Genomic DNA, 22935 nt, shown 5'->3' with positions numbered 1-22935 from the left:
GCTTGCCAGCGCTCTCATAGCCAATCTCGCAATATCGGAATGAGTGGAATATCTGCCGCGGGCATCGGATAGCTGCGCAGCTCATTTGCGTGCGCCCAGGCGAGTTCTTGTCCTTCTTGGGCAGTCACGATGCCTTCCCACTTGCGGCAGGCGAATAACGGCATCATCAGATGGAAATCTTCATAGCCGTGCGACGCAAAGGTAAGCGGAGCAAGGCAACTGTTCCATGTTTCAATACCAAGCTCTTCACGCAATTCGCGCACAAGTGCTTCTTCGGGTGTTTCACCGGTTTCGATTTTGCCACCGGGAAACTCCCACAAGCCTGCCATAGCTTTGCCTTCGGGCCGCTTAGCTAAGAGCACGCGGTTGTCTTTGTCGATGAGCGCAACCGCCGACACCAAGAGCATCTTCATGATCGGTAATCCGCATTTATCTCGATGTATCCATGCGTCAGATCACAAGTCCAGACTGTGCTGTCGCAGTTACCGATTCCTATGTCGGCACGGATTGAGATCGAGCTTCCCTTCATATGTTCGGCAGCATCTTCCTCGCGATATTTTTCATAAACCCAGCCTTCTTTCGCAACCAGAATATCACCAAACCAAATACTCAGTTTATCGCGGTCAGCGGCGGCACCTGACTTTCCAACAGCCATAACGATACGGCCCCAGTTCGGATCCTCTCCAGCAATTGCTGTTTTGACCAAAGGTGAATTTGCGATCGAAAGCGCATGTTTGCGGGCATCTGCTTCGCTAGCCGCTCCCGTTACATTGATTTCGACAAATTTTGTCGCGCCTTCGCCGTCCCTTACAACCTGATGCGCCAAGTCGAGCATCACTTGGTGTAGCGCTTGCTTGAACGCAGCATCCTCATCACAGACGACGCCGCTAGCACCCGTGGCACAAAGCAACAGTGTATCGGAAGTTGAGGTATCGCTGTCGACCGTGATCGAGTTGAAAGTTGGCCCTGTCAATTCACTCAGCAAACCTTGCAGCTTAGTCTGTTCAACCATTGCGTCGGTGAAAATGTAAACCAGCATCGTCGCCATATCGGGCGCGATCATACCCGAACCTTTGGCTATACCTGCGATGCTTACGTTCTTGCCCCCGACCATTACTTGCGCAGTTGACGCCTTCGCGAAGGTGTCAGTCGTCATGATAGCCTTAGCAGCGTCTTGCATTTTGCTGGCACTCAACGCAGCCGAAAGCGTAGGTAGGGCCGCAACAATTTTATCATGTGGGAGCAACTCGCCAATCACACCGGTTGAAGCCGTGAAAACGCGGCTTTCAGGTATCTCAAATTCGGTCGCTACAGCCTCTGTGATACGTCGCACAGACTCCGCACCGCCCGATCCGGTAAAGGCATTCGCGTTGCCGGAGTTCACCACAATCGCCGCACTATCTACAGCCGACTTACCGATTTTCTCCTGACAATCCAGCACCGCAGCCGAGCGTGTCGCCGAGCGCGTGAACACACCAGCGATGCTGGTTCCGGGTGCTAGTCGGGCAAGCATCAAATCCGTTCGGGCTTGATACTTCACACCCGCTTCGACAGTGGCGAATGTAACGCCGTCGATTTCAGGCAACTCAGGGAAAGCCGATGGCGCCAGTGGCGAAACGTTCTCAATTTTTGCCAAGCTTATTCTCCAACCATAGTTTGGTCTTTTAGCAACGCTGGATCAATGCTTGTCGGGTCTGTAATCTCGATCTTTCCCAGCTTCTTGAGCCGCTCGATTTCAGCCTCGACCGTCTTTGTGTAGAGGTCTTGTTGTAGACTATCGCGCACTTCTTCAAATGCCGGAGCTTCCGCAACACGTGTTTCGAGCAGCTTGATCACGTGCCACCCAAACTGGGTTTTAACCGGCGCCGAGATCGCACCTGCTTCCATGGTTTTCACTGCATCCTCAAAAGGAGCAACCATCATCCCAGCACCAAACCAACCCAAACTACCTCCATTGGGCCCGGATGGCCCTGTTGAATCAGTCTCTGCGAGTTTGGCAAAGTCGGCACCGCCATCCAACTTTTCAATCAGCAGTTTTGCCTCATCCTCGGTTTCAACAAGAATGTGAGCAGCGTTGTATTCCTTGCTCGGGGCTGCCGCAGCAAACTTCTCTTCATAGGCAGCTTTCAACGCTTCCTCGGTCACTTTTTCGGCAACCAATAGCTCAATCGCCTCACTCGCTACCAAAGTGCGCTTCTGATTTTCAAGTGACTTTTGCACACGAGCGGGCGTGTCGCCCTTATAACTTTGCTCTAGCAAGGCTTGGTTAATCAACTGGTCAATCAGTGCCTGATACAGCATCTCGTCAGGAAGCTGCCGATATTGCTCGGGCAAACCCATACGTGCCACAACCATGTGACCAACTGTAATCTCGGTGCCATTAACTGTCGCAACGACACTGTCACCTGTCACTGGCTTTTCATCAGCTGCCACCGGCGCCGCAACAAGAAGCGCCGCTAGCAAAATGGCTGATTTTCTGAGGTGTTTTGACATCTTTGATCCTTTGTATCTTGCTTGATTGCCGCGTGACGTTGACACTACCAGACCCGAAGCTTACATCGCTTTAAGGCCAAGACACACTGACTGTTCCTCGCTGTTTTACGGCGCGCGTTATTCCGGAGCAAGCAAATGTCTTGTGAACAAAAAGAAACGACCGGATCGGACTGCACATGCTTGGACTTGGATCACTCGCCAAAAAGGTTTTCGGAACCCCGAACGACCGCAAGGTAAAGGCAACTTTGCCGCTCGTTAACCAGATTAACGCGCTTGAGCCCGAGTTTGAAAAACTCTCTGATGCCGAGATCATCGAAAAGACAAAAGCGCTTTCGGCGCGGGTGCAAGGCGGAGAAAGCCTCGACGCTGTTTTGCCTGAAGCCTTTGCGAACTGCCGAGAGGCCGCCAAACGAGCGCTCGGTTTGCGCGCTTTTGATGTACAACTCATGGGCGGTATTTTTCTGCATCAGGGCAATATCTCCGAGATGAAAACCGGCGAGGGCAAAACCCTTGTTGCGACTTTCCCCGCTTACCTCAATGCGCTGACGGGTAAAGGCGTGCATATCGTCACTGTAAACGACTACCTCGCCAAGCGCGACGCCGAGTGGATGAGCAATGTCTTTACGGCGCTCGGTATGACTACAGGCGTTATTTACCCGCAGCAGCCCGAAGCTGAAAAGGCCGAAGCCTACGCTGCCGATATCGCTTACGCGACAAACAACGAACTCGGTTTTGACTACTTGCGAGACAACATGAAGTCGGAACTCAGCCAGATTAACCAAAAGGTGCACCACTTCGCGATTGTTGATGAGGTTGACTCGATCCTGATCGACGAAGCGCGCACACCGCTGATTATTTCGGGCCCCGCCGAAGATAGATCAGAGCTCTATGTCTCTATCGACAAGCTTATTCCTCGCGTTACGGACGAGCACTACACGCTTGATGAAAAAACCCGGAATGTGACTTTCACAGATGAAGGCAACGATTTTCTGGAAGGGCTTTTACAGCTCGAAGGAATCCTCCCGAAAGATCAAAGCCTCTACGACCCCGAAAGCACAAGCATCGTTCACCACGTGAACCAAGGGCTGCGCGCGCATAAGCTTTTCACCAAAGACAAAGACTACATCGTGCGAGGCAATGAAGTTGTCCTGATCGACGAATTCACAGGCCGTATGATGGCAGGTCGTCGCCTTTCCGAGGGGCTTCACCAAGCGATTGAGGCTAAGGAAGGCTGTGATATTCAGCCTGAAAACGTGACGTTGGCACAGGTTACGTTCCAAAACTATTTCCGCCTCTATGACAAACTCGGCGGCATGACAGGCACGGCCGTAACCGAAGCCGAAGAGTTCATGGAAATATATGGCCTCGGGGTTGTTGAGGTTCCCACAAACCGCCCTGTCGAGCGCATAGACGACGACGATGCCGTCTACCGCACTGCCGATGAAAAGTTCAAAGCTGTCGTTGAAACAATCAAAGAGGCCAACGCCAAGGGGCAACCTACCTTGGTCGGCACGACATCAATCGAAAAGTCAGAGTTCCTGAGTGAGCTGCTTACAAAAGCCGGTGTTAAGCACAATGTCTTGAATGCTCGTCAACACGAGCAAGAAGCCCAGATCGTTGCAGATGCGGGCAAACTCGGAGCGGTAACGATCGCTACAAACATGGCCGGCCGCGGCACTGACATCAAACTTGGCGGCAATGTCGAATTCAAGATAATGGAGGCAATCGCCGCCTCCCCCGATGATGACAATGAAGAAGTGCGCGCCAAGATTGAAGCTGAGCACAAAGATTGGGAGCAAAAGGTAAAGGACGCAGGCGGGCTGTTCGTTTTGGCAACTGAACGTCACGAAAGCCGCCGCATCGACAACCAGCTTCGCGGCCGCTCCGGCCGCCAAGGCGACCCGGGCCGCTCATCATTCTTCCTCAGTCTTGATGATGACCTTATGCGCATCTTTGGATCTGAACGACTCGACAAAGTGCTCTCAACGCTCGGAATGAAAGAGGGCGAAGCGATCGTGCATCCTTGGGTTAACAAGTCGCTTGAGCGAGCACAGGCGAAAGTAGAAGGCCGCAACTTTGACATTCGCAAACAGCTTCTGAAATACGATGATGTGATGAACGAGCAGCGGAAAGTTATCTTCAAACAACGCCGTGATATCATGGAAGCGAAAGACCTTTCAGAGATTGCTAGAGACATGCGAAATGAAGTCATTGACGACCTTGTTGAACGCTTCATGCCGCCAAAGTCCTACGCCGATCAGTGGGACGTCGAAGGCCTTTACGCCGCCGCGATCGAAAATCTGAGCATTGATGTGCCTGTTATCGAATGGGCTGCGGAAGAAGGTGTTGATGACGACGACATTGCTGAGCGCCTTGAAGCGGCATCTGACGAGTTTCTGGATGCTAAAACCAAAGCCTTTGGCCCCGAGACAATGCGCTTGATCGAAAAACAGGTTCTCTTGCAAACGATTGATGCAAAATGGCGTGACCACCTTCTGACGCTTGAGCATTTGCGCTCGGTTGTTTCCTTTCGTGGATATGCCCAACGCGATCCGCTGAATGAATACAAGAACGAAGCCTTTCAACTTTTTGAAACGATGCTCAATAGCTTGCGGGAAGATGTCACTCGGCAACTTGGTCGCGTGCGCCCGCTCTCTCCTGAAGAGCAGGCAGAGACCTTGGCGTCACTAGAGGAGCAAGGTGCGATTCCTGCGGCCGAGCCTGCCGTCGAGGGCTTTGACGAAAACGATCCGACCACTTGGGGCAACCCCGGGCGTAACGAACTCTGCCCTTGCGGATCCGGAAAGAAATTCAAGCATTGCCACGGGCGGTTTGCCTAAATAGCTGCATAAAATCGCCCGATATTGACCGCGTCACCGCCTTAAGGCCGCCCGATTTCACACCGATATTTTTGCCAAACCATTACGGCTGGAGGCGAAAATGCCAGACTTGAAACGATACGGAATAGCCGGAGCGACATTGGCAACAATCTTGCTGACTGGTCAAGTAATGCAAATGGCGTCGAATGATAAAGCAGCTAAAGTGGCCGCTATTCAAGCGATGCCACTGCCTGTTGAGATTTCTGACATCAAGTTAACCGCTTCAGATGGCTCAGACGCCGAAGCCTCTGTCCTTGCTGCGCTTGACGTTGGAAAGTCCGAGAGCCAGTCACCGGTGCGTTCGGTGCCTGTTGAGAATGACAGTTGCGAGATCACAATGCTTGCCGCTCCAAAGGCAGCGGCTCTTGTGAGCCTCACTATCCAAGCGCCTTGCCAACCAAACGAACGTGTCGTCATCCACCACAACGGCATGATGTTTGCCGAGGCTACTGACAGCATAGGCACACTAGAAACAACCGTTCCTGCATTGGCTGAAACCGCTGTTTTCATCGCGTCATTTGCGAGCGGTGAAGGTGCTGTTGTGACAACAAATGTTGACACATTGCCAAGTTTTGATCGCGCAGCGGTTCAAGTGCAGGGCACATCGGGTATCAGCTTACATGCCCGCGAGTTTGACGCCGAATATGGTACCGAAGGTCATGTTTGGAGCGATACACCAGGCTCTATCGCTGACGCAGCTACGGGCCAAGGCGGCTTTGTGTTGCAACTTGGTGATGCCACTCTCGACAATCCTATCACAGCTGAAGTTTACACTTTTCCAACCAGCATTGCGAAAACTGAGGGTGAAGTATTGCTAAGCGTTGACATCGAAATCACTGCAACAAACTGCGGCCAGGATATCGAAGCGCAGACACTTCAAACCGACAGTTCAGGAGGCATAAAGGTTCAAAACCTCGACATGACGATGCCCGATTGCGATACCGTTGGTGATTTTCTTGTGTTGAATAATCTGGTTAAAAACCTGAAAGTAGCTTCGAACTGATTTAGATCTACGAGGCCACATTGAAACGGATACTGTGTGCGGCGTTCTTCGCCGCACTTGCTCTTTTCAGTTGCGTCCAAATAGTTTGGGCACAAGATGTGTTACTCACATCACGCGATGGAACCGTGGAAATTTCCGGAACGCTGTTAGGCTTTGACGGCGAACTTTACCGCGTTCAAACCGACTACGGTGAACTCACCATCGAAGGCGCAGGAGTTGACTGTGAAGGGCCGGGGTGTCCAAACTTAGGTGCGTTTGTTGCGGAAATCGATCTGTCCGGTGCTGCTGAAATGGGTCGGGACCTTTTGCCAGCATTGATTGAAGCTTTTGCGTTTGAGAACAACATGAAAGCCCAACGCACAGAACCTTCTCCGACTGAAACAACTTACACGCTGCTATCGCGAGACACGGGTAAAACCCAGGCGATAATATACCTTCATCTTTCAACAAGCGATGAAGGCTTTGCCGACTTACTCACCGACCAAGCCGATATTGTGATGTCTCTTCGCGAGATAACTAGCCATGAACGGAAGCTCGCACGCGAAGCCGGGATGGGAGACATGACATCACAGGGGCGGGCGCGGGTGTTGGCTCTGGATGCTCTTGTTGCAATCGTTTCAAACCAGAATCCGGTAAATCAAATTAGCCTCACACAGCTTGCTCAAATATTTTCTGGCGACCTTGATGATTGGGAAGAGCTTGGACCGCAGAAAGCAGAAATTACACCTTACATGCGTGACGTTGAAGTGGGGCCGGGGCGAGCCGCTTTGCAGCGACTGCTTCGCAGCGACCTAGCCAAGCCCGCGCCGGAAACTCATTTTGCGACGCAAGGAATTGAGCTCGCAACACGCGTCTCTGTTGACCCTTTTGGTATAGGCCTGGCCAGCCGAGCAACTACAGTAGATGCTAAAATACTAACGTTGTCAGGCAGTTGCGAGCGATCTTTGCGTGCGACGCGGCGGAACATAAAGACGGAAGACTACCCACTGACCGCCCCGATGTTTCTCTATTTGCCAGCACGACGATTGCCTAAAATTGCGCGCGATTTTTTGTCTTATACACGCAGCCCTGCCGCGCAGTTGGTTATCCGTAGGGCGGGGTTTGTTGATCAGGCCCCTGAGGAAATTTCCTTGGATTATCAGGGTGATCGCGTGGCCAATGCCATATCTGTCGCGGGAGACGAGCTGCCGTTAGAAAACCTGCAGACAATGCTCAGTGAGTTGCGCGGCATGAAGCGGCTGACAACGTCGTTTCGGTTTGAAGCCGGATCCATCCGGCTAGATGCACAGTCGCGCTCGAATGTTGCACAACTCGCGAGAGCTCTGGAAGCTGGCCGATATGACGGGAGAAGCCTTGTTTTTATAGGGTTTAGTGACGGTGAAGGCGCTGCGGCGGCCAACCTAGAAATATCAAAACGGCGGGCGGAAGTTGTCAAGAATGCTGTTGTGAAGGCCTCGGAATCGGCTGATTTCACGCAGATGGACATTGGTGTGAATGCCTACGGGGAATCGATGCCAATGGCCTGTGATGACACGGAATGGGGGCGGCAGGTTAACCGCCGCGTCGAGGTTTGGGTTCGCTAGAGATAGCCCTCTGATCGGAAGCTTAGCTCGGTCGATTTTCCGATGATCAGATGATCATGCACTGTCAGTCCGAGAGCCTGCGCAGCGAGGTTGATTTGCTCAGTCATTGCAATGTCTTCACTTGATGGAGTCGGATCACCTGACGGGTGATTATGTACTAAAATCAATGCACTAGCATTTAGCTCTAGCGCCCGCTTAACGACCTCACGAGGATAAACAGGCACGTGGTCGACGGTGCCTTTAGCCTGTGCTTCATCGGCGATAAGGGTGTTCTTACGATCAAGAAACAGGATGCGAAATTGCTCCGTGTCGCGGTGAGCCATGGCGGTGTGACAGTAGTCGATCAGGGCGTCCCAACTGCTCACGATCGGACGCTGAATGACGCGGGAACGGGCGAGGCGTTGAGCAGAGGCAGCGACGATTTTGAGTTCACATACAACCGCCTTTCCAACCCCCTTGATCTCTAGCAAACGCTCGGAAGAGGCGCTGATTACACCGTTGAAATCATTGAATTTATCCAGAAGCTCGCGCGCCAAGGGCTTCACATCACGTCGGGGAATTGCCCGAAAGAGGACAAGCTCTAACAACTCATAGTCCGGCATTGCGTCGGCACCGCCATTGAGGAAACGCTCACGCAATCGGGCGCGATGATCTGCGATGTAGGAGGGTTGCTTGCCCTTTGTAAGCGCTGGAAGGCTCTCGACTTCATCACTCTCGAAAAGCGGCATCGGGGCTTCGGAAAATTGCATTTGCTGGGTCATAAACAACAGTTTGCGCAATCTTGATGAAGAAGGCGTTAACGAAGCGACTCACCTCAAAAACCCTGTGTGACTCGCGTGCATACCGCAGTGCATACGCCAGTGCATAATGCGTGCTGACAGTTTTGAGCTATCAACGAAGCCGCCAAATGTTAAGCTAACGTGCGGTATGTTCAGGCTTTATCAACAGTGCCGAACTCCAGCCAAGCTCGCTCTTTTGGCGCTAGCTGGGCGTCCATCTGGGCATTGTAAGCCGCCATTTCCTGATCTGTCAGATTGCCAATCCATTTGCCGCTCGTGCCGCTGTGAAAGAAATCAGTGTCAGACTTCATCATGCCCTTGCCCCCCGAAGGCGCAAAACGCGAGGCATTTGCGCGCATATTGTCAAAGCGCGCGGCTGCAATCAGTTGCTCCATAACGTCAGGCGCATGCACGATACCGAGCAGACCGGCCACTTTAGAAAAAGTGGCTGCCAGATCGCGAGTCATATCGGCGTAGTGAAACATCGTTACATTGGGCCGCTTTGCGAGGGCGCTGGCGGCTTTGTAATGCCGGATGATATGCGCGAGCGGCATGGCGTCACCGTCAAAGCCCTCGGCTCCGCCGTCAAGAAAGCGGCGCATGGTGATGCCGTCTGGGTCATCTTCAGGATACCAGCCATCAAAAAACCGTATCGGGAGATTGCGAAGATGCACACGGTAGGAGAAATGTGCGTCAAGCGGATGGCGAAACACACAGAGATAGTGCGCATGATCATCAAGCGGCAAGCCGTCCATCGGGGTGTGGCTTTTCATGCTGCGGCGATGCGTCATTGCTTCAAGCTGCGCGGCGATTTCTGGCATTTCGCGGAAACGAATATCAACCCAGGGCATCTTTACCATCAGCTCTGTTTCGACTTCGGGATCGCCGGAGAGAAGCAAAGCCACAATGGTTTGCATCCACGTGGTGCCGCATTTGGGCGGCGTAACAACCAGCACGTCGTCGGGGCGAATGTTGACCATATCCCAGCGTCTGTTGTCGGTTAGTGGGCCGAGATACAGCTTCCGGTTGGTCATATCAGTCGTTCCTTGCGTGGTGCCGCTTTGGCAAGGGAACGCTGAACAAAGCTTGAACGCAACAAAAAAGGGCGCACCCTTAAGCGCGCCCTTTTGAATAGCTGACTTGAAAGCTTAACCTTTCATACTGTCCCAGAACCCTTTGACCGACGAAAAGAAGCTTGAGCTTTCGGGGTTGTTGTCTTCTGACAGCGCCTCGAACTCTTTAAGCAGTTCTTTTTGTTTTGAGGTCAGGTTCACCGGCGTTTCGACGGCGAGTTCGATGAACATGTCGCCAGCGCCGCCGCCGCGTAGGGCGGGCATGCCTTTTGAGCGCAGGCGCATTTGACGGCCTGACTGTGAGCCGGATGGGATTTTCACCCGCGAGCGGCCACCGTCAATTGTTGGCACTTCGATGTCGCCACCCAGCGCTGCCGAAGCCATGCTAACAGGGACGCGACAGTATAGGTTAACGTCCTCTCGCTCAAAGATCTTGTGCGCAGCGACCTCGATGAAGATGTAGAGATCGCCGGTTGGGCCGCCGCGCATGCCTGCTTCACCTTCCCCAGCGAGGCGAATGCGAGTTCCGGTTTCAACGCCAGCCGGTATGTTAACCGCGAGCGAACGGTCTTTGTGAACACGGCCTTGTCCGCCGCAAAGTTTGCAAGGATCTTTGATGATCTGGCCGAGGCCTGAACATGTCGGGCAGGTGCGCTCGACGGTGAAGAAGCCTTGTTGCGCACGAACTTTACCCATGCCTGCACAAGTCGGGCATGTTGTCGGCTCGGAGCCATCGTCAGAGCCGGTGCCGTTACAGCCTTCACAGGCCACAGACGTGGGAACGGCGATGGTTTTTTGCAGGCCGGTGTAGGCTTCTTCAAGCGTGATGCCGAGGTTGTATCGCAGGTCAGCACCGCGGGACGCGCGTTGGCGTCCGCCTCCGCGCTGGCCTCCCATGAAGTCACCGAACAGGTCGTCGAAGACATCGGAGAAGGCAGAGGAAAAGTCACCCTGTCCGCCGCCGGGCCGGCCACCGCCGCCGCCCATGCCGCCTTCAAAAGCGGCGTGGCCGTAGCGGTCGTAGGCGGCCTTTTTGTCGTCGTCCTTAAGGACTTCGTAAGCCTCGCCCGCTTCTTTAAACTGCGCTTCGGCTTCGGGGTTGTCGGTGTTGCGATCAGGGTGCAGCTCTTTCGCTTTTTTGCGATAGGCTTTTTTGATCTCATCAGCCGAGGCGCCCTTGGAGATACCAAGCGTTTCGTAATAGTCGCGTTTTGCCATTGGGAAGACCCCTTTCTGAAACCATATGAGGCCAGTCCGGTAAACGGACCGGCCTCATGCTTTGGTTTCGGCTACAGCTTAGCTGCGCTTTTCGTCGTCGCCGAGATCTTCGAAGTCGGCATCAACGATGTCATCTTCGCCGCCTTCATCAGCCGCCATCGGGGCATCTTCGCCTTCTTCGGCCTGGGCTTTGTAGATCGCTTCACCAAGCTTCATTGCGGCTTCAGTTACGTTCTGAATTCCGCTTTTCAGCTTGTCGGCTGCAACGTCTTCTTTGTCGAGGTCGTCACGCAGGGCGGCGATCGCGAGTTCGATCGCTTCAACTGTTGTCGGGTCAACCTTGTCAGAGTGCTCTTCCAGCGACTTTTCAGTCGAGTGGATGAGGCTCTCGGCTTGGTTGCGCGACTCGACTTGTTCCTTGCGGTCCTTGTCGGCCTCGGCGTTGTCTTCAGCGTCTTTCACCATTTGCTCGATGTCTGAATCTGACAGACCACCTGAAGCCTGGATGGTGATTTTCTGCTCTTTGCCGGTGCCTTTGTCCATCGCGCCAACAGAGACGATGCCGTTGGCGTCGATGTCAAATGTGACTTCGATCTGCGGCAGACCGCGCGGGGCGGGCGGGATGTTTTCAAGGTTGAACTGACCAAGGATCTTGTTGTCGGCGGCCATTTCGCGTTCGCCCTGGAACACCCGGATCGTCACGGCGTTCTGGTTGTCCTCGGCTGTTGAGAAGATCTGTGACTTCTTCGTCGGGATCGTTGTGTTGCGGTCGATCAGACGTGTGAACACGCCGCCGAGCGTTTCGATACCGAGCGAGAGAGGCGTCACATCGAGCAGGACAACATCTTTAACGTCGCCTTGCAGAACACCAGCCTGAATGGCCGCGCCCATGGCAACAACTTCATCAGGGTTCACGCCTTTGTTTGGCTCTTTGCCGAAGAACTTTGAAACTTCTTCGATCACCTTGGGCATACGCGTCATACCACCAACAAGAACGATCTCGTCGATGTCGCCGGTTGTGAGGCCAGCGTCTTTGAGCGCCGCGGCACAAGGCTTGAGCGAGTTTTTGATCAGGTCGCTGACGAGGCTTTCAAGCTTGGCACGGGTCAGTTTGAGAACCATGTGCAGCGGCTGGCCGTCTTTGCCCATAGAGATAAACGGTTGGTTGATCTCGGTTTGCGCAGATGATGACAGCTCGATTTTGGCTTTCTCGGCAGCTTCCTTGAGACGCTGGAGGGCCATTTTGTCTTGTGTCAGGTCTACGCCGTGCTCTTTTTTGAACTCGCCTGCGAGGTAGTCAACGATGCGCATGTCAAAGTCTTCACCGCCGAGGAACGTGTCGCCGTTGGTTGATTTAACTTCAAACAGGCCATCGTCGATTTCAAGAATGGTCACGTCAAACGTGCCGCCGCCGAGGTCATAGACCGCGATGGTTTGGGTTTCTTTTTTGTCGAGGCCATAGGCAAGCGCAGCAGCCGTCGGTTCGTTGATGATCCGCAGCACTTCGAGGCCAGCGATTTTGCCGGCGTCTTTTGTGGCTTGGCGTTGGGCGTCGTTGAAGTACGCAGGAACGGTAATAACCGCTTGCGTCACTTCCTCACCGAGGTAGCTCTCGGCTGTTTCTTTCATTTTGCCAAGGATGAAGGCTGACAGCTGAGAAGGTGAATACTTCTCGCCGCGCGCTTCAACCCATGCGTCACCGTTGCCGCCGTCGATGACATTGAACGGCATGTTCTTTTTGTCTTTGGCAAGGTTCGCATCGTCGTTGCGACGGCCGATAAGGCGCTTCACACCGAAGATTGTGTTTTCAGGGTTGGTCACGGCTTGGCGCTTGGCTGACTGGCCAACAAGGCGCTCGTCTTCCGTGAAAGCGACGATTGAGGGCGTGGTGCGAGCACCTTCGCTGTTTTCAATGACGCGGGCGGCGGAGCCGTCCATGATTGCGATACAAGAGTTTGTTGTACCGAGGTCGATACCGATAACTTTAGACATATATAATCCCTTCTTGCGGTAAGGCGATGTTACGAGGGTCAGACCCGTTATGGCATCTGCCGCCGTACTGTTAGCCTAACGCGGCGAACCCGTGCTAAGCGCTTCGATGGGTATATAAGGAGCCGGAATTGCCCCTGCAAGCACCCTAAGCATGCTGAATTGGCAAAAAGTCGTGTTTTTGTGACGAATTGAGAGTTAGCGATGAATCTTGAGCAAAAAGTTAACCTCGGTGGGGCGGATATCTACCTTGAGGCACTTGGCGTTGAATCTCAGCTTGAGCTGGTCGGAGACATCCGCGAGATCGCCCGCGCCGCGCCGCTCTATTCACCCGAAACCCGCTTTGGGAAGAAAATGAGTGTGCGGCTGACCTCGGCGGGCAATTGCGGCTGGATGTCAGACAGGCGAGGTTACCGCTATGAGCCCAAGCACCCGCGCGGAACAGACTGGCCACCAATACCACAGAGCTTGCTTGATATCTGGAACGCCATTGCCCCCGATGCGCGTCAGCCGGACTGTGCCTTGATCAACTTCTACGGCGAGGGCGCGCGTATGGGCCTGCACCAAGACAACGACGAGGCCGACTATAGCCAGCCTGTTGTTTCAGTAAGCTTGGGCGACGATGGCTTGTTCCGGATTGGCGGCACCGAGCGCGGCGGCAAGACTGTCTCGCATTGGCTTCGCTCTGGTGAAGTTCTGGTTCTGGGCGGTGAGGCACGGCTGGCCTATCACGGCGTTGACCGTGTCAAACACGGCACCAGCACGCTGCTGCCTGACGGCGGGCGAATAAACATTACGATGCGTGTGGTTACCTAAGCGAGCAGCACCCCGAGACAAGCTTTTGGCCGGACTCCAACTTCAGAATTAGGTCGATAGAAAGGCCGGGAGCCGGATCATCGGCGGGCGTTCCAAGACGTCGAAGCGCTGCGGCGAGTCACGAACTCGCCCATCAGGCCGATCATGATCAGCGAAACACCGACCAGCAGCGGATACTCCCAGTTGCTGTAGCGCGGGTTGTAGTTGATGAACGCAAAGCCGCGCGACTGATCAATAACGTGGAACAGCGGGTTCCAGTCAAACATCGCCAGCATGTAACCGGGCAAGGTGTTGGCCACGAACATCTTGCCGGACGCGATCATGTTGGCGCGCTGGTAGATGAGTGTGAAGGCAGAAACAAACCCGGGGAACCACGGCTTGATCGCCAGCAGCACCAACCCGATAGCACAGCCGGTAAACCACGCCAGCAAAAGCATGGCGATGGCGCTGATCGGGTCTTCTATCGTGAACCTGTTGCCGATCATGTAATAGCCAAACAAGATCACGATCATCGACAGCACTTGAAGGTAAAGCGAAGCCAGCGCCGACGACGCGATTGCGACGATGGTGTTCATCGGAGCGTGCAGCATCATCGGGGAAGACGGCCCCGCAGCGCCTGACACGGCACCAACCGCCTTCACATGTGTCATGTAAAGGAAGATGCCTGTCATGATATAAACCAGAAAGTCACCGCGCAGAGCGGCACTGCGCAAGCCAAGCAGTGTAAACATGATATAAAAAGCCAACACCATGATCCCCATTTGCATGAGGTTGGTGAGCAATGACATGATTGCGTTGCCGTGCGACGACCGCACAGAATGCACCACCGAGTGGTAGATTAGCTCAAAGATAATGAGCGCTGATGTGAATGCTGACCTGCGTTGTCTAACCTGAAACATCTTATGCCTGCTCCGCCTTCTGCGGTTTGTTCTATAAGGCAATTCTTGCCGAACAGTTACGCAGCTATCATAAGGGGGAAGAAAGCACGTGGCAACAAAGCACGAAGGCGTGCGCAAAGTTAGGCAAGGACAGGCACTATGGATTACGAAAAGCTGACGCAGGTTATGCGCGAGTTGTCTCTTATCGCAGGCGACAAGATCATGGAAATTTATGACCGCGACGATTTTGAGGTTAAGTCAAAGTCAGATGACAGCCCCGTGACAGAAGCTGACGAAGCCGCCGATGCGCTGATTTCAGAGGGTTTGCGAGCGGCTTTTCCCGACGTGCTGCTGGTGACGGAAGAGCAGGCTGATTCCCACAAGCAGAAGGCAGATACCTTTCTGATCGTTGATCCGCTTGATGGCACCAAAGAGTTCATCCACCGTCGTGGCGACTTTACGGTGAACATTGCTTATGTTGAGAACGGAGTTCCGACGCGCGGTGTTGTGTATGCACCTGCCAAAGAGCGGATGTTTTACACCCTTGCTGACGGCAGCACCGTTGAGGAAGACGGGCCGTTTGACAAAAAGTCGGCTGGCGTGACGCGGGCTATTTCTGTGGCTGACAGTGATAATGCTGCGCTGCTTGTGGTGGCGTCAAAGTCGCACCGTGATCAGGCAACAGATGACTACATTAATAAATACGCTGTTTCAGACTCTAAATCAGCCGGATCTTCGCTGAAGTTCTGCCTTGTGGCGACAGGCGAAGCCGACATTTACCCTCGTGTTGGTCGCACGATGGAATGGGATACCGCCGCGGGCCACGCCGTCTTGCACGGCGCGGGCGGAAAAGTTGTGCGCTTTGATAACCACGAGCCGCTAACTTATGGCAAAGCCGATTACGCCAACCCGTTTTTCATTGCTTACGCGCCGAGCGTTGAGCTTAAGCCTGCGTAATGAGCAACCCAACCGTCAGCGTTGTTGTTGTCAGCCGCGGCAGGCCTGAAAGTTTGTTGTGGTGCTTAACAGCGCTGGCCGGGGTGCTTTATGAGCCTTTCGAGATTGTGGTTGTCGCTGATGAAGCTGGCTGTTTGGCTGTAACAGGCTCGGTTTTTGACAGCGACGTGAAGTTGGTGCGCTTTGATGAGGCCAACATTTCGGCGGCGCGCAACAAGGGCGTGGCGCAGGCAGCTGGTGAAGTAATTGCCTTTATCGACGATGACGCGGCAGCCGAGCCGATGTGGCTTGCGCATTTGATTGCCCCGTTTGAAGACGAAAGCGTGACTTGCACGGGCGGTTATGTGCGTGGGCGCAACGGTATCTCGCTACAATGGGCTGCGCGTGAAGTGAATTTCCAAGGCGTGGCTTTGCCGCTTGAGGCCGCTGGGCTTGAGCCGTTTACCCCGAAAACCCGCGAGGGTTTTGTTGTGAAGACTGAAGGTTGCAACATGGCTGTGCAGCGCAAAGCGCTACGAGAGCTTGGCGGGTTTGATGAAGCTTTTCACTTTTACCTCGATGAAACAGACCTGAACCTGCGCTTGGGTAAAACCGGCGGCAAGACTGTGCTTGTTCCGCTGGCTGAGGTGCATCATGCTTACAAGGCCAGCCCGAGGCGGCGTGACGACCGCGCTGTAACTGATCTGTTTGATGTCGGGGCGAGCATAGTTGCGTTGCTGCGCAAACATGGTCAACCGTTGGAGCCACGGTGCTCCGAGATGGCTGAGGAACAGGTTGAGCGACTAAGAGACCAACAGCAGCGCGGGCTGATGAACGCAAAAGAAGCCGCGCGGCTGCTCAAGACATTGGAATCAGGCTTTGAAGCGGGCAAAGAGCGCCCGATCGAGCAATATTTGCCTGAAAAACACATGCTCAAGACGGAATTCCTGCCATTTTCCAAGCACCGAGCGACTTCTCGGGTTCTTTCGGGCCGCTGGCGCAATCGGACAAGGCTGCGCAAGAAAGCGGCAGACCTCGCAGCTGAAGGCGCGAATGTATCCCTCTTTCTGTTCTCGTTCGATACACGCTTTCACCACCTGCGGTTTGTCGACGCGGGCTATTGGGAGCAAACGGGCGGGCAGTTTGGACGTAGCGAGCGAAATCAGCCTCTGTTTCAACTGTTGCGTTTGAAAACCCGCCTGCAAAGAGAGCAGGCGCGGGTTGCCTTGGCGCGTGGCTTGCCTGACTGACGCGCGCAAATGCGCCACAGTCTCAAAAATTCCCCACTAATTCCAAATTTTGCTCCCTTAGAGTATATTACGTTAACCCTATTCGTGCCATTATTGCGCCAACCGACGCGCGAACATGACGTGATGGATTTATTGAGGACAATGTTATGAAGAGAAAAGTTACAAAAGCCATTTTTCCGGTCGCTGGCCTCGGAACGCGCTTTTTGCCGGCAACGAAGTCGGTTCCCAAAGAGATTATGACTTTGGTTGACAAGCCGCTCATTCAATATGCGATTGATGAAGCGCGGGCCGCCGGCATCAAGGAATTCATCTTTGTGACCTCACGCGGCAAGGGTGCGCTTGAGGACTATTTTGATGAAGCGCCTCAGCTTGAGCAGTCACTGCGCAAGACGGGCAAGGATGATCTGCTCGAGACTTTGCAAGCCACCAACATGGAAAGCGGCGCGATTGCATATATCCGCCAGCACAAAGCGCTGGGGCTTGGGCATGCTGTCTGGTGCGCACGCCGGCTTATCTCTAACGAGCCTTTTGCTGTGATCTTGCCCGATGACGTTATCGCCGCTGACAAGCCGTGTCTGCAGCAGATGGTTGAAGCCTATGAAGAGGCGCCCGGCTGTATGGTCGCTGCGATGGAAGTTCCCAAAGAGCAAGCCAGCTCTTACGGCGTGCTTGACGTGAAGGAAGACAAGGGTGCGCTGGTGTCGTTGAATGGTATGGTTGAAAAACCAAAAGCTGGCGAAGCGCCGTCAAACCTTGCTGTGATCGGCCGCTATATTTTGACACCGGATGTATTGCGCAACCTCAACAAAAAGCATGTTGGAACCGGCGGAGAGATTCAGCTGACCGATGCTATCGCTGCCGAGATCGCGGAAGAGCGGCCTGTGCATGGTTTCCGCTTTAAGGGGCGCCGGTTTGATTGCGGCTCTAAGTCAGGCTTTTTGCAGGCCACGGTTTCATTTGGGTTAGAGCGGCCTGAACTGCGTGACGACTTGATGGGATACATCCAAAACGTCGTAAGCCAACAAAAAGCCGCTGAGTAAGCGGACAAGAACCCATCAGAGGTGCAGCTTGGAAAACATATTGGTCACTGGCGGAGCGGGCTACATCGGCTCGCATGCTTGTAAGGCGCTAAAGACTGCGGGCTTTAACCCTATCACTTTTGACAACCTGGTAACCGGCTGGAAAGACGCGGTTAAGTTTGGCCCTTTTGAGGAAGGTGACCTGCTTGATCGCGGGCGTCTTGATGAGGTGTTTGCAAAGCACAGGCCTGTCGCCGTGATGCATTTTGCCGCGTTGAGCCAGGTTGGCGAAAGCATGCAGAAGCCCGGAAAATACTGGCGCAACAATGTTGAAGGCTCACTGAACCTTATCGAAGCGGCAGCAAGTGCCGGCTGCAAGAGGTTTGTTTTTAGCTCAACCTGCGCAACTTATGGCGACCAAGACAATGTCGTGCTTGACGAAAACTCCGTGCAGCTGCCGATCAACGCTTACGGCGCCAGCAAGCGCGCGATTGAAGACATGCTGCGCGATTTTGAAGCCAGTGATGGTATGCAGTCTGTGATCTTTCGTTACTTCAATGTAGCGGGCTGTGATCCTGAAGCTGAAGTTGGTGAATTCCACCAGCCCGAGACTCATCTTATCCCATTGATCCTTGACGCAGTTGCGGGCAAACGCGCAGCGCTGACGGTTTTTGGAACAGACTACGATACGCCAGACGGCACTTGCATCAGAGATTATGTGCATGTTTGCGATCTGGTGGATGCGCATATTCTGGGTGTGAAGTGGCTTAAAGACGAGAAGGGCAGCCGCGTGTTTAACCTTGGAACAGGCGAGGGCTTTTCGGTGCGTGAAGTGATGAGCAAAGCCGCCTCGGTGACAGGCAAGCCAGTGCCTTGTGAAGAAGGGCCGCGCCGTGCGGGTGACTGCACCAAGCTGGTCTCCGGTTCGACCCGTGCCGAAGCCGAACTCGGTTGGAACCCGCAACGCTCGAACCTTGAGAACATGGTTGCTGATGCTTGGAAATGGCACCAAACGGGGCATTATGACAAGTGATGCGCACCCTGCCCGCCTGCTTGATCTGACTCGATTGATCAGCCGAGCCGGGCGCACAGTGACCGGTGTTGACCGCGTTGAACGGGCCTACCTTGACGCACTAATGCAAGACGATGTGCCGCTTTGGGGTTTGATCAAAACTCCTCTGGGGTTTTTGCTGTTAGATGAGGCTGGCTTGCGCCAGTTGAGCGAGAGGTTTGATGGCAAAATCTCTTGGGGCCGCGCGGCAAAGGTGATGCGCCTTGCTTCAAGGCTAGATGCGCGGCACCTCGGCGCTTTGGCAGATGCTCGCAAGCTTGCGAAAGCGCGCTGCACAAGGCGCAGGCTTGCGACCATGCTAAAGGCGCATTTGCCCACACGAACAACCTACCTGAACACCGGACATAGCAACTATAGTGATGCCGTTGTGCACGGCGTTCGGGCCATTGACGGCGCGCGGATCGCTGTTTTTGTGCATGACACGATCCCGCTTGATCATGCGTCATATCAAACCCCCGAGGCAGTTGAGCGCTTTCGTGATTTTCTGAAGCGGGTGAGTGCGACTGCTGATCTGGTGATCTATAATTCGGCAGCAACACGCGCCACAACAGAGAGCTATTTTGCGGAATACGCCCGAACACCCAAGAGCGTAGTGGCGCACCTCGGTGTTGATCTGCCGGTGCCTGATGCAAGCCAACTGCCTAAGGGTATGCCACCTATGCAACCCTATTTTGTTTGCGTCGGCACGCTTGAACCGCGCAAGAACCACTCAATGTTACTCAAAATCTGGGAGCGCCTGGAAAAGCAAACACCGCCGCAAGACATGCCGGAACTGCTATTCTGCGGGCGCCGCGGCTGGATGAACGAAGAGTTTTTCTTCAAGTTCGACAATTCGCGGCTCAAAGGCGTGTCTGTGCATGAGCTTGGAGGCTTGAGCGACGAGGCGATTGCGGCGTTGCTTGAAGGCGCTGCTGGTGTGCTGTTTCCTAGCCTTGTTGAGGGGTATGGTCTGCCGGTTATGGAGGCCGCGGCAAAGGGTGTGCCTGTGATCTGCCCCGAACTTCCCGTTTACAGGGAAGTACTTAAGGATATTCCCGTTTACGCAAGCGTAAATGACAGTTATCTTTGGATTAGAAGAATAATGGCTTTGTCCGAAAGCAAACAAACAGGGCGCGAGGCGAGCAGCAAGCCTTTCAAAGCGCCAACTTGGGCTGCGCATTTCAACCTCGTATTAAGCGAGATATGAGTATGATGTCCGGGTAAGCTGTTTTTGGGCGTTGAATTGGGGTTTGTTGATTGGGCTTTGTGCAATCATATCGGTTAAGAGTGCAGCGTCGGCGCTGGCGCATCAGGGCGTTTCGCAAGCGCCGTGAACTGAACCCTATGACAAACAACACAGCCAACATCAGGCATGACGACATTCTGGTGTTTTCAACCCTGCGCAACGAGCGGGTGCGGCTGCCCTACTTCCTCAAATATTATCGCGACCTGGGCGTTGATCACTTCTTCATTGTCGACAATGACAGCGACGATGGCTCGCTTGAATACCTGATGGAGCAATCCGATGTGTCGGTTTGGCACACGCGCAGCAGCTATAAACGCTCGCGGTTTGGTGTTGACTGGCTGAACTGGCTACAGATGAAGCACGCGCATGGGCACTGGGCATTGGTGGTTGATCCGGACGAGTTCCTTGTTTACCCGTTCTGCGACACGCGCCCTATTCGCGCGCTGACTGACTGGCTCGATGCGAGCTCGATCAAGAGCTTCAGCGCCATGCTGTTGGATATGTATCCTAAAGGCCGGATTGACGAGCAGCCCTACCGCGAGGGGCAAAACCCGCTTGAGATCACCTCGTGGTTTGATGCCGGCAATTACATGATCAACAAGAACAAAAAGTTCGGCAACTTGTGGATACAGGGCGGCCCGCGTGCGCGCATGTTTTTTAAGGACACTCCCGAGAAAGCGCCGGCGCTTAACAAGATCCCGCTGGTGAAGTGGGACCGGAAATACACTTACGTCAGCTCTACACATATGCTGCTTCCGCGCGGGCTTAACCTTGTCTACGACGAGTGGGGCGGCGAGAAGGCCAGCGGCGTTTTGTTGCATACCAAGTTTCTTGACACCTTCACGGTTAAAGCCGCTGAAGAGCTGAACCGCAAACAGCACTATGCAGCCAGTGTCGAATACAAGGCCTATGCCGAGAACCTGAAAGACAACCCTGATCTCTGGTGCAAATGGAGCGAGAAATATATCAACTGGCGGCAGTTGGAAATTCTTGGTCTGATGTCGAAGGGGAACTGGGCGTGAGTGGTGTTGGCGTCATCATGCTGGTGCATACGGCTTTTGGCCGCGCCGAGCAAATTGTTCGCCATTGGAACGCCGCTGGCTGTCCGGTTGTTATCCACATCGACAAAGTCGTGGAGAAGAGCACCTACAACAGTTTTCGAACAGCACTTGCTGATTTGAACAATGTCTCCTTCACCAAACGGCACCGCTGTGAGTGGGGCACTTGGGGCATTGTCGCAGCCACACAAGAGGCCAGTGAGATGATGCTGTCGGAATACTCCGATGTGCGACACGTCTACCTTTCGAGCGGCTCATGTTTGCCGCTGCGACCTGTTGAAGAGCTGGTGGATTACCTCGCTGACAGGCCCAACACCGACTTTATTGAAAGCGCCACAACTGCCGATGTTCCCTGGACGGTTGGCGGCCTTGATGCCGAACGCTTTACCCTGCGTTTCCCTTTTAGTTGGAAGAGAAACCGCAAGATGTTCGACAAGTATGTTGCTCTCCAGCGGCTGTTGCGCCTCAAACGCAAAATGCCCAATGGCATCATCCCGCATATGGGCAGCCAGTGGTGGTGTTTGACGCGGCAAACCCTGTCGGCCATTTTGGAAGACCCTGACCGCAATCAGTATGACACGTTTTTCAAGCAGGTCTGGATCCCTGACGAGAGCTATTTCCAAACGCTCGCACGGCAACGCAGCCAACAGATCGAAAGCCGTTCCCTGACGCTGTCAAAGTTCGACTTTCAGGGAAAGCCGCATATTTTCTATGATGATCACTTGCAGCTTTTGCGCCGCTCCGATTGTTTTGTTGCACGCAAAATCTGGCCGCACGCAAGCCGGTTGTATGAGGTGTTCCTGTCAAAAAGTGAAACTCAGAACAGCCGAACCGAGCCGAATCCAGGCAAGATCGACCGGATATTTGCCAAGGCGGTTGACCGGCGGACGCGTGGGAGACCGGGGCTCTACATGCACTCGCGCTTTCCCAATGATGGCTGGGAAAACGGCACAACCTCGGGGCAGTATTCTGTCTTGCAAGGCTTCTCGGATTTGTTCGAAGACTTTGAGCCTTGGTTCGCCAAGGCCACAGGCACGCGTGTTCACGGGCACTTGTTTGCTCCAGACCGCGTGCACTATTCGGGTGAGCAGACTGTTATCAATGGTGCACTAAGCAACAGCGCCGAGATTCGTGACTACAATCCGACGGCATTTCTAACCAGCCTGATCTGGAACACCCGAGGCGAACGGCAGTGCTTTCAGCACGGGCCCGCGGACAGTGACAAAATGAACTGGTTTTTCAGTCGTGATCCCAATGCGCAAATTTCTGTTATCAGTGGCGCATGGGCGGTGCCGCTTTTTCGGTCAAACAAGAACTTCAGCGAGTTGCGCGCACAGGCTGCCGAAATGCAAAAGCTTGAAAGCGAGTTTTTGGATGTTCTGCGCTCGCCCTACTCAAAAGCTCGTATTCGCATTTGGACAATGGCAGACTTTATCGAAAACCCGATGGAACATATGCAAACCATCATTGATGAGATCGGCTTCAAGAGCCTGCGTCGCTTGACGGAGGCACCTAAGATGAACGACTTGACGGGGTTTGGGCAGTTCTTGCAGAACCTGAAAAACCAAGGGATGCACCCGTACCTGATGGGTGACTTCCCTGTTGTCGGGAACCCTGTTGGTTTGCAGAAACCCTCCTCCAAGCCCTATTTGGTAAGGTAAGCT

At 53.9% G+C, this 22935-nt stretch carries 19 protein-coding genes; 11 read left to right on the top strand and 8 right to left on the bottom strand.

Annotation, left to right across the window (positions count from 1 at the left end; all coding sequences use genetic code 11):
• Nucleotides 1-14: 14 nt before the first annotated feature.
• The 3 genes from mutT to KO498_RS04495 are packed head-to-tail and all read right to left on the bottom strand — an operon-like array spanning nt 15 to nt 2493.
• Nucleotides 15-413, bottom strand: a complete 399-nt coding sequence (gene mutT / locus KO498_RS04505) for an 8-oxo-dGTP diphosphatase MutT (protein ID WP_215958699.1) — start codon at nt 411-413, stop codon at nt 15-17.
• Entirely contained in the window at nt 410-1636 is a 1227-nt protein-coding gene (gene argJ / locus KO498_RS04500) for a bifunctional glutamate N-acetyltransferase/amino-acid acetyltransferase ArgJ (protein WP_215958698.1), read from the bottom strand. Before argJ ends, mutT begins: the two co-directional genes overlap by 4 nt.
• A gap of 2 nt (nt 1637-1638) precedes the next feature.
• Nucleotides 1639-2493, bottom strand: a complete 855-nt coding sequence (locus KO498_RS04495) for a peptidylprolyl isomerase (RefSeq protein ID WP_215958697.1) — start codon at nt 2491-2493, stop codon at nt 1639-1641.
• A gap of 176 nt (nt 2494-2669) precedes the next feature.
• On the opposite strand from KO498_RS04495, the gene secA reads away from it, so the two are divergent.
• The 3 genes from secA (at nt 2670) to KO498_RS04480 (ending at nt 7958) form a co-directional block, all read left to right on the top strand.
• Complete coding sequence (gene secA / locus KO498_RS04490) at nt 2670-5333, top strand: preprotein translocase subunit SecA (protein ID WP_215958696.1); 2664 nt, start codon at nt 2670-2672, stop codon at nt 5331-5333.
• 100 nt (nt 5334-5433) lie between these two features.
• Nucleotides 5434-6375, top strand: coding sequence for a hypothetical protein (locus tag KO498_RS04485; RefSeq protein WP_215958695.1), 942 nt, complete (start codon nt 5434-5436; stop codon nt 6373-6375).
• Between the two features lie 20 nt (nt 6376-6395).
• The gene (locus tag KO498_RS04480) at nt 6396-7958 is read left to right on the top strand and encodes a phosphate ABC transporter substrate-binding/OmpA family protein (RefSeq protein WP_215958694.1); all 1563 of its coding nucleotides are present in this window, start codon (nt 6396-6398) and stop codon (nt 7956-7958) included.
• Here the strand turns inward: KO498_RS04480 and radC are convergent.
• The 4 genes from radC to dnaK form a co-directional block, all read right to left on the bottom strand.
• Nucleotides 7955-8719: a RadC family protein gene (gene radC, locus KO498_RS04475; RefSeq protein ID WP_215958693.1), complete on the bottom strand. Its 765-nt coding sequence runs from the start codon at nt 8717-8719 to the stop codon at nt 7955-7957. The two genes, KO498_RS04480 and radC, sit on opposite strands and share 4 nt — an antisense overlap.
• Nucleotides 8720-8889: 170 nt before the next feature.
• Nucleotides 8890-9771 carry a sulfotransferase domain-containing protein gene (locus KO498_RS04470; protein ID WP_215958692.1) on the bottom strand — a complete coding sequence of 294 codons (882 nt, stop codon included), beginning with the start codon at nt 9769-9771 and terminating at the stop codon, nt 8890-8892.
• 114 nt (nt 9772-9885) lie between these two features.
• Nucleotides 9886-11028, bottom strand: coding sequence for a molecular chaperone DnaJ (gene dnaJ, locus KO498_RS04465; RefSeq protein ID WP_215958691.1), 1143 nt, complete (start codon nt 11026-11028; stop codon nt 9886-9888).
• Nucleotides 11029-11106: 78 nt separating this feature from the next.
• Nucleotides 11107-13020: a molecular chaperone DnaK gene (gene dnaK / locus KO498_RS04460; RefSeq protein WP_215958690.1), complete on the bottom strand. Its 1914-nt coding sequence runs from the start codon at nt 13018-13020 to the stop codon at nt 11107-11109.
• Nucleotides 13021-13221: 201 nt separating this feature from the next.
• On the opposite strand from dnaK, the gene KO498_RS04455 reads away from it, so the two are divergent.
• Nucleotides 13222-13833 (top strand): alpha-ketoglutarate-dependent dioxygenase AlkB family protein, encoded by a 612-nt coding sequence (locus KO498_RS04455; RefSeq protein ID WP_215958689.1) that lies wholly within the window; start codon nt 13222-13224, stop codon nt 13831-13833.
• A 77-nt stretch (nt 13834-13910) separates the two neighbouring features.
• On the opposite strand, the gene KO498_RS04450 is transcribed toward KO498_RS04455, so the two are convergent.
• The gene (locus KO498_RS04450; protein ID WP_215958688.1) at nt 13911-14732 is read right to left on the bottom strand and encodes an ABC transporter permease; all 822 of its coding nucleotides are present in this window, start codon (nt 14730-14732) and stop codon (nt 13911-13913) included.
• Nucleotides 14733-14870: 138 nt separating this feature from the next.
• Between KO498_RS04450 and cysQ the strand changes: the two genes are divergently transcribed.
• From cysQ to KO498_RS04415, 7 genes are all read left to right on the top strand, one after another.
• A complete protein-coding gene (cysQ, locus tag KO498_RS04445) occupies nt 14871-15668 on the top strand; it encodes a 3'(2'),5'-bisphosphate nucleotidase CysQ (RefSeq protein ID WP_215958687.1) in 798 nt (265 codons plus the stop codon).
• Nucleotides 15668-16897: a glycosyltransferase family 2 protein gene (locus KO498_RS04440; RefSeq protein ID WP_215958686.1), complete on the top strand. Its 1230-nt coding sequence runs from the start codon at nt 15668-15670 to the stop codon at nt 16895-16897. Before cysQ ends, KO498_RS04440 begins: the two co-directional genes overlap by 1 nt.
• A 146-nt stretch (nt 16898-17043) precedes the next feature.
• Entirely contained in the window at nt 17044-17937 is an 894-nt protein-coding gene (gene galU / locus KO498_RS04435) for a UTP--glucose-1-phosphate uridylyltransferase GalU (protein ID WP_215958685.1), read from the top strand.
• 28 nt (nt 17938-17965) lie between these two features.
• Nucleotides 17966-18949 carry a UDP-glucose 4-epimerase GalE gene (gene galE / locus KO498_RS04430; RefSeq protein ID WP_215958684.1) on the top strand — a complete coding sequence of 328 codons (984 nt, stop codon included), beginning with the start codon at nt 17966-17968 and terminating at the stop codon, nt 18947-18949.
• Complete coding sequence (locus tag KO498_RS04425; RefSeq protein WP_215958683.1) at nt 18939-20174, top strand: glycosyltransferase family 4 protein; 1236 nt, start codon at nt 18939-18941, stop codon at nt 20172-20174. Before galE ends, KO498_RS04425 begins: the two co-directional genes overlap by 11 nt.
• A gap of 50 nt (nt 20175-20224) precedes the next feature.
• Nucleotides 20225-21235 carry a glycosyltransferase family 2 protein gene (locus KO498_RS04420; protein ID WP_215958682.1) on the top strand — a complete coding sequence of 337 codons (1011 nt, stop codon included), beginning with the start codon at nt 20225-20227 and terminating at the stop codon, nt 21233-21235.
• Nucleotides 21236-21252: 17 nt separating this feature from the next.
• Nucleotides 21253-22932, top strand: coding sequence for a beta-1,6-N-acetylglucosaminyltransferase (locus tag KO498_RS04415; protein ID WP_215959398.1), 1680 nt, complete (start codon nt 21253-21255; stop codon nt 22930-22932).
• The last annotated feature ends 3 nt before the right edge of the window (nt 22933-22935 follow it).

The sequence above is a fragment of the Lentibacter algarum genome (assembly GCF_018860975.1).
GTDB classification, from domain to species: domain Bacteria; phylum Pseudomonadota; class Alphaproteobacteria; order Rhodobacterales; family Rhodobacteraceae; genus Lentibacter; species Lentibacter algarum_A.
This window is presented reverse-complemented; position numbering and strand designations above follow the sequence as displayed.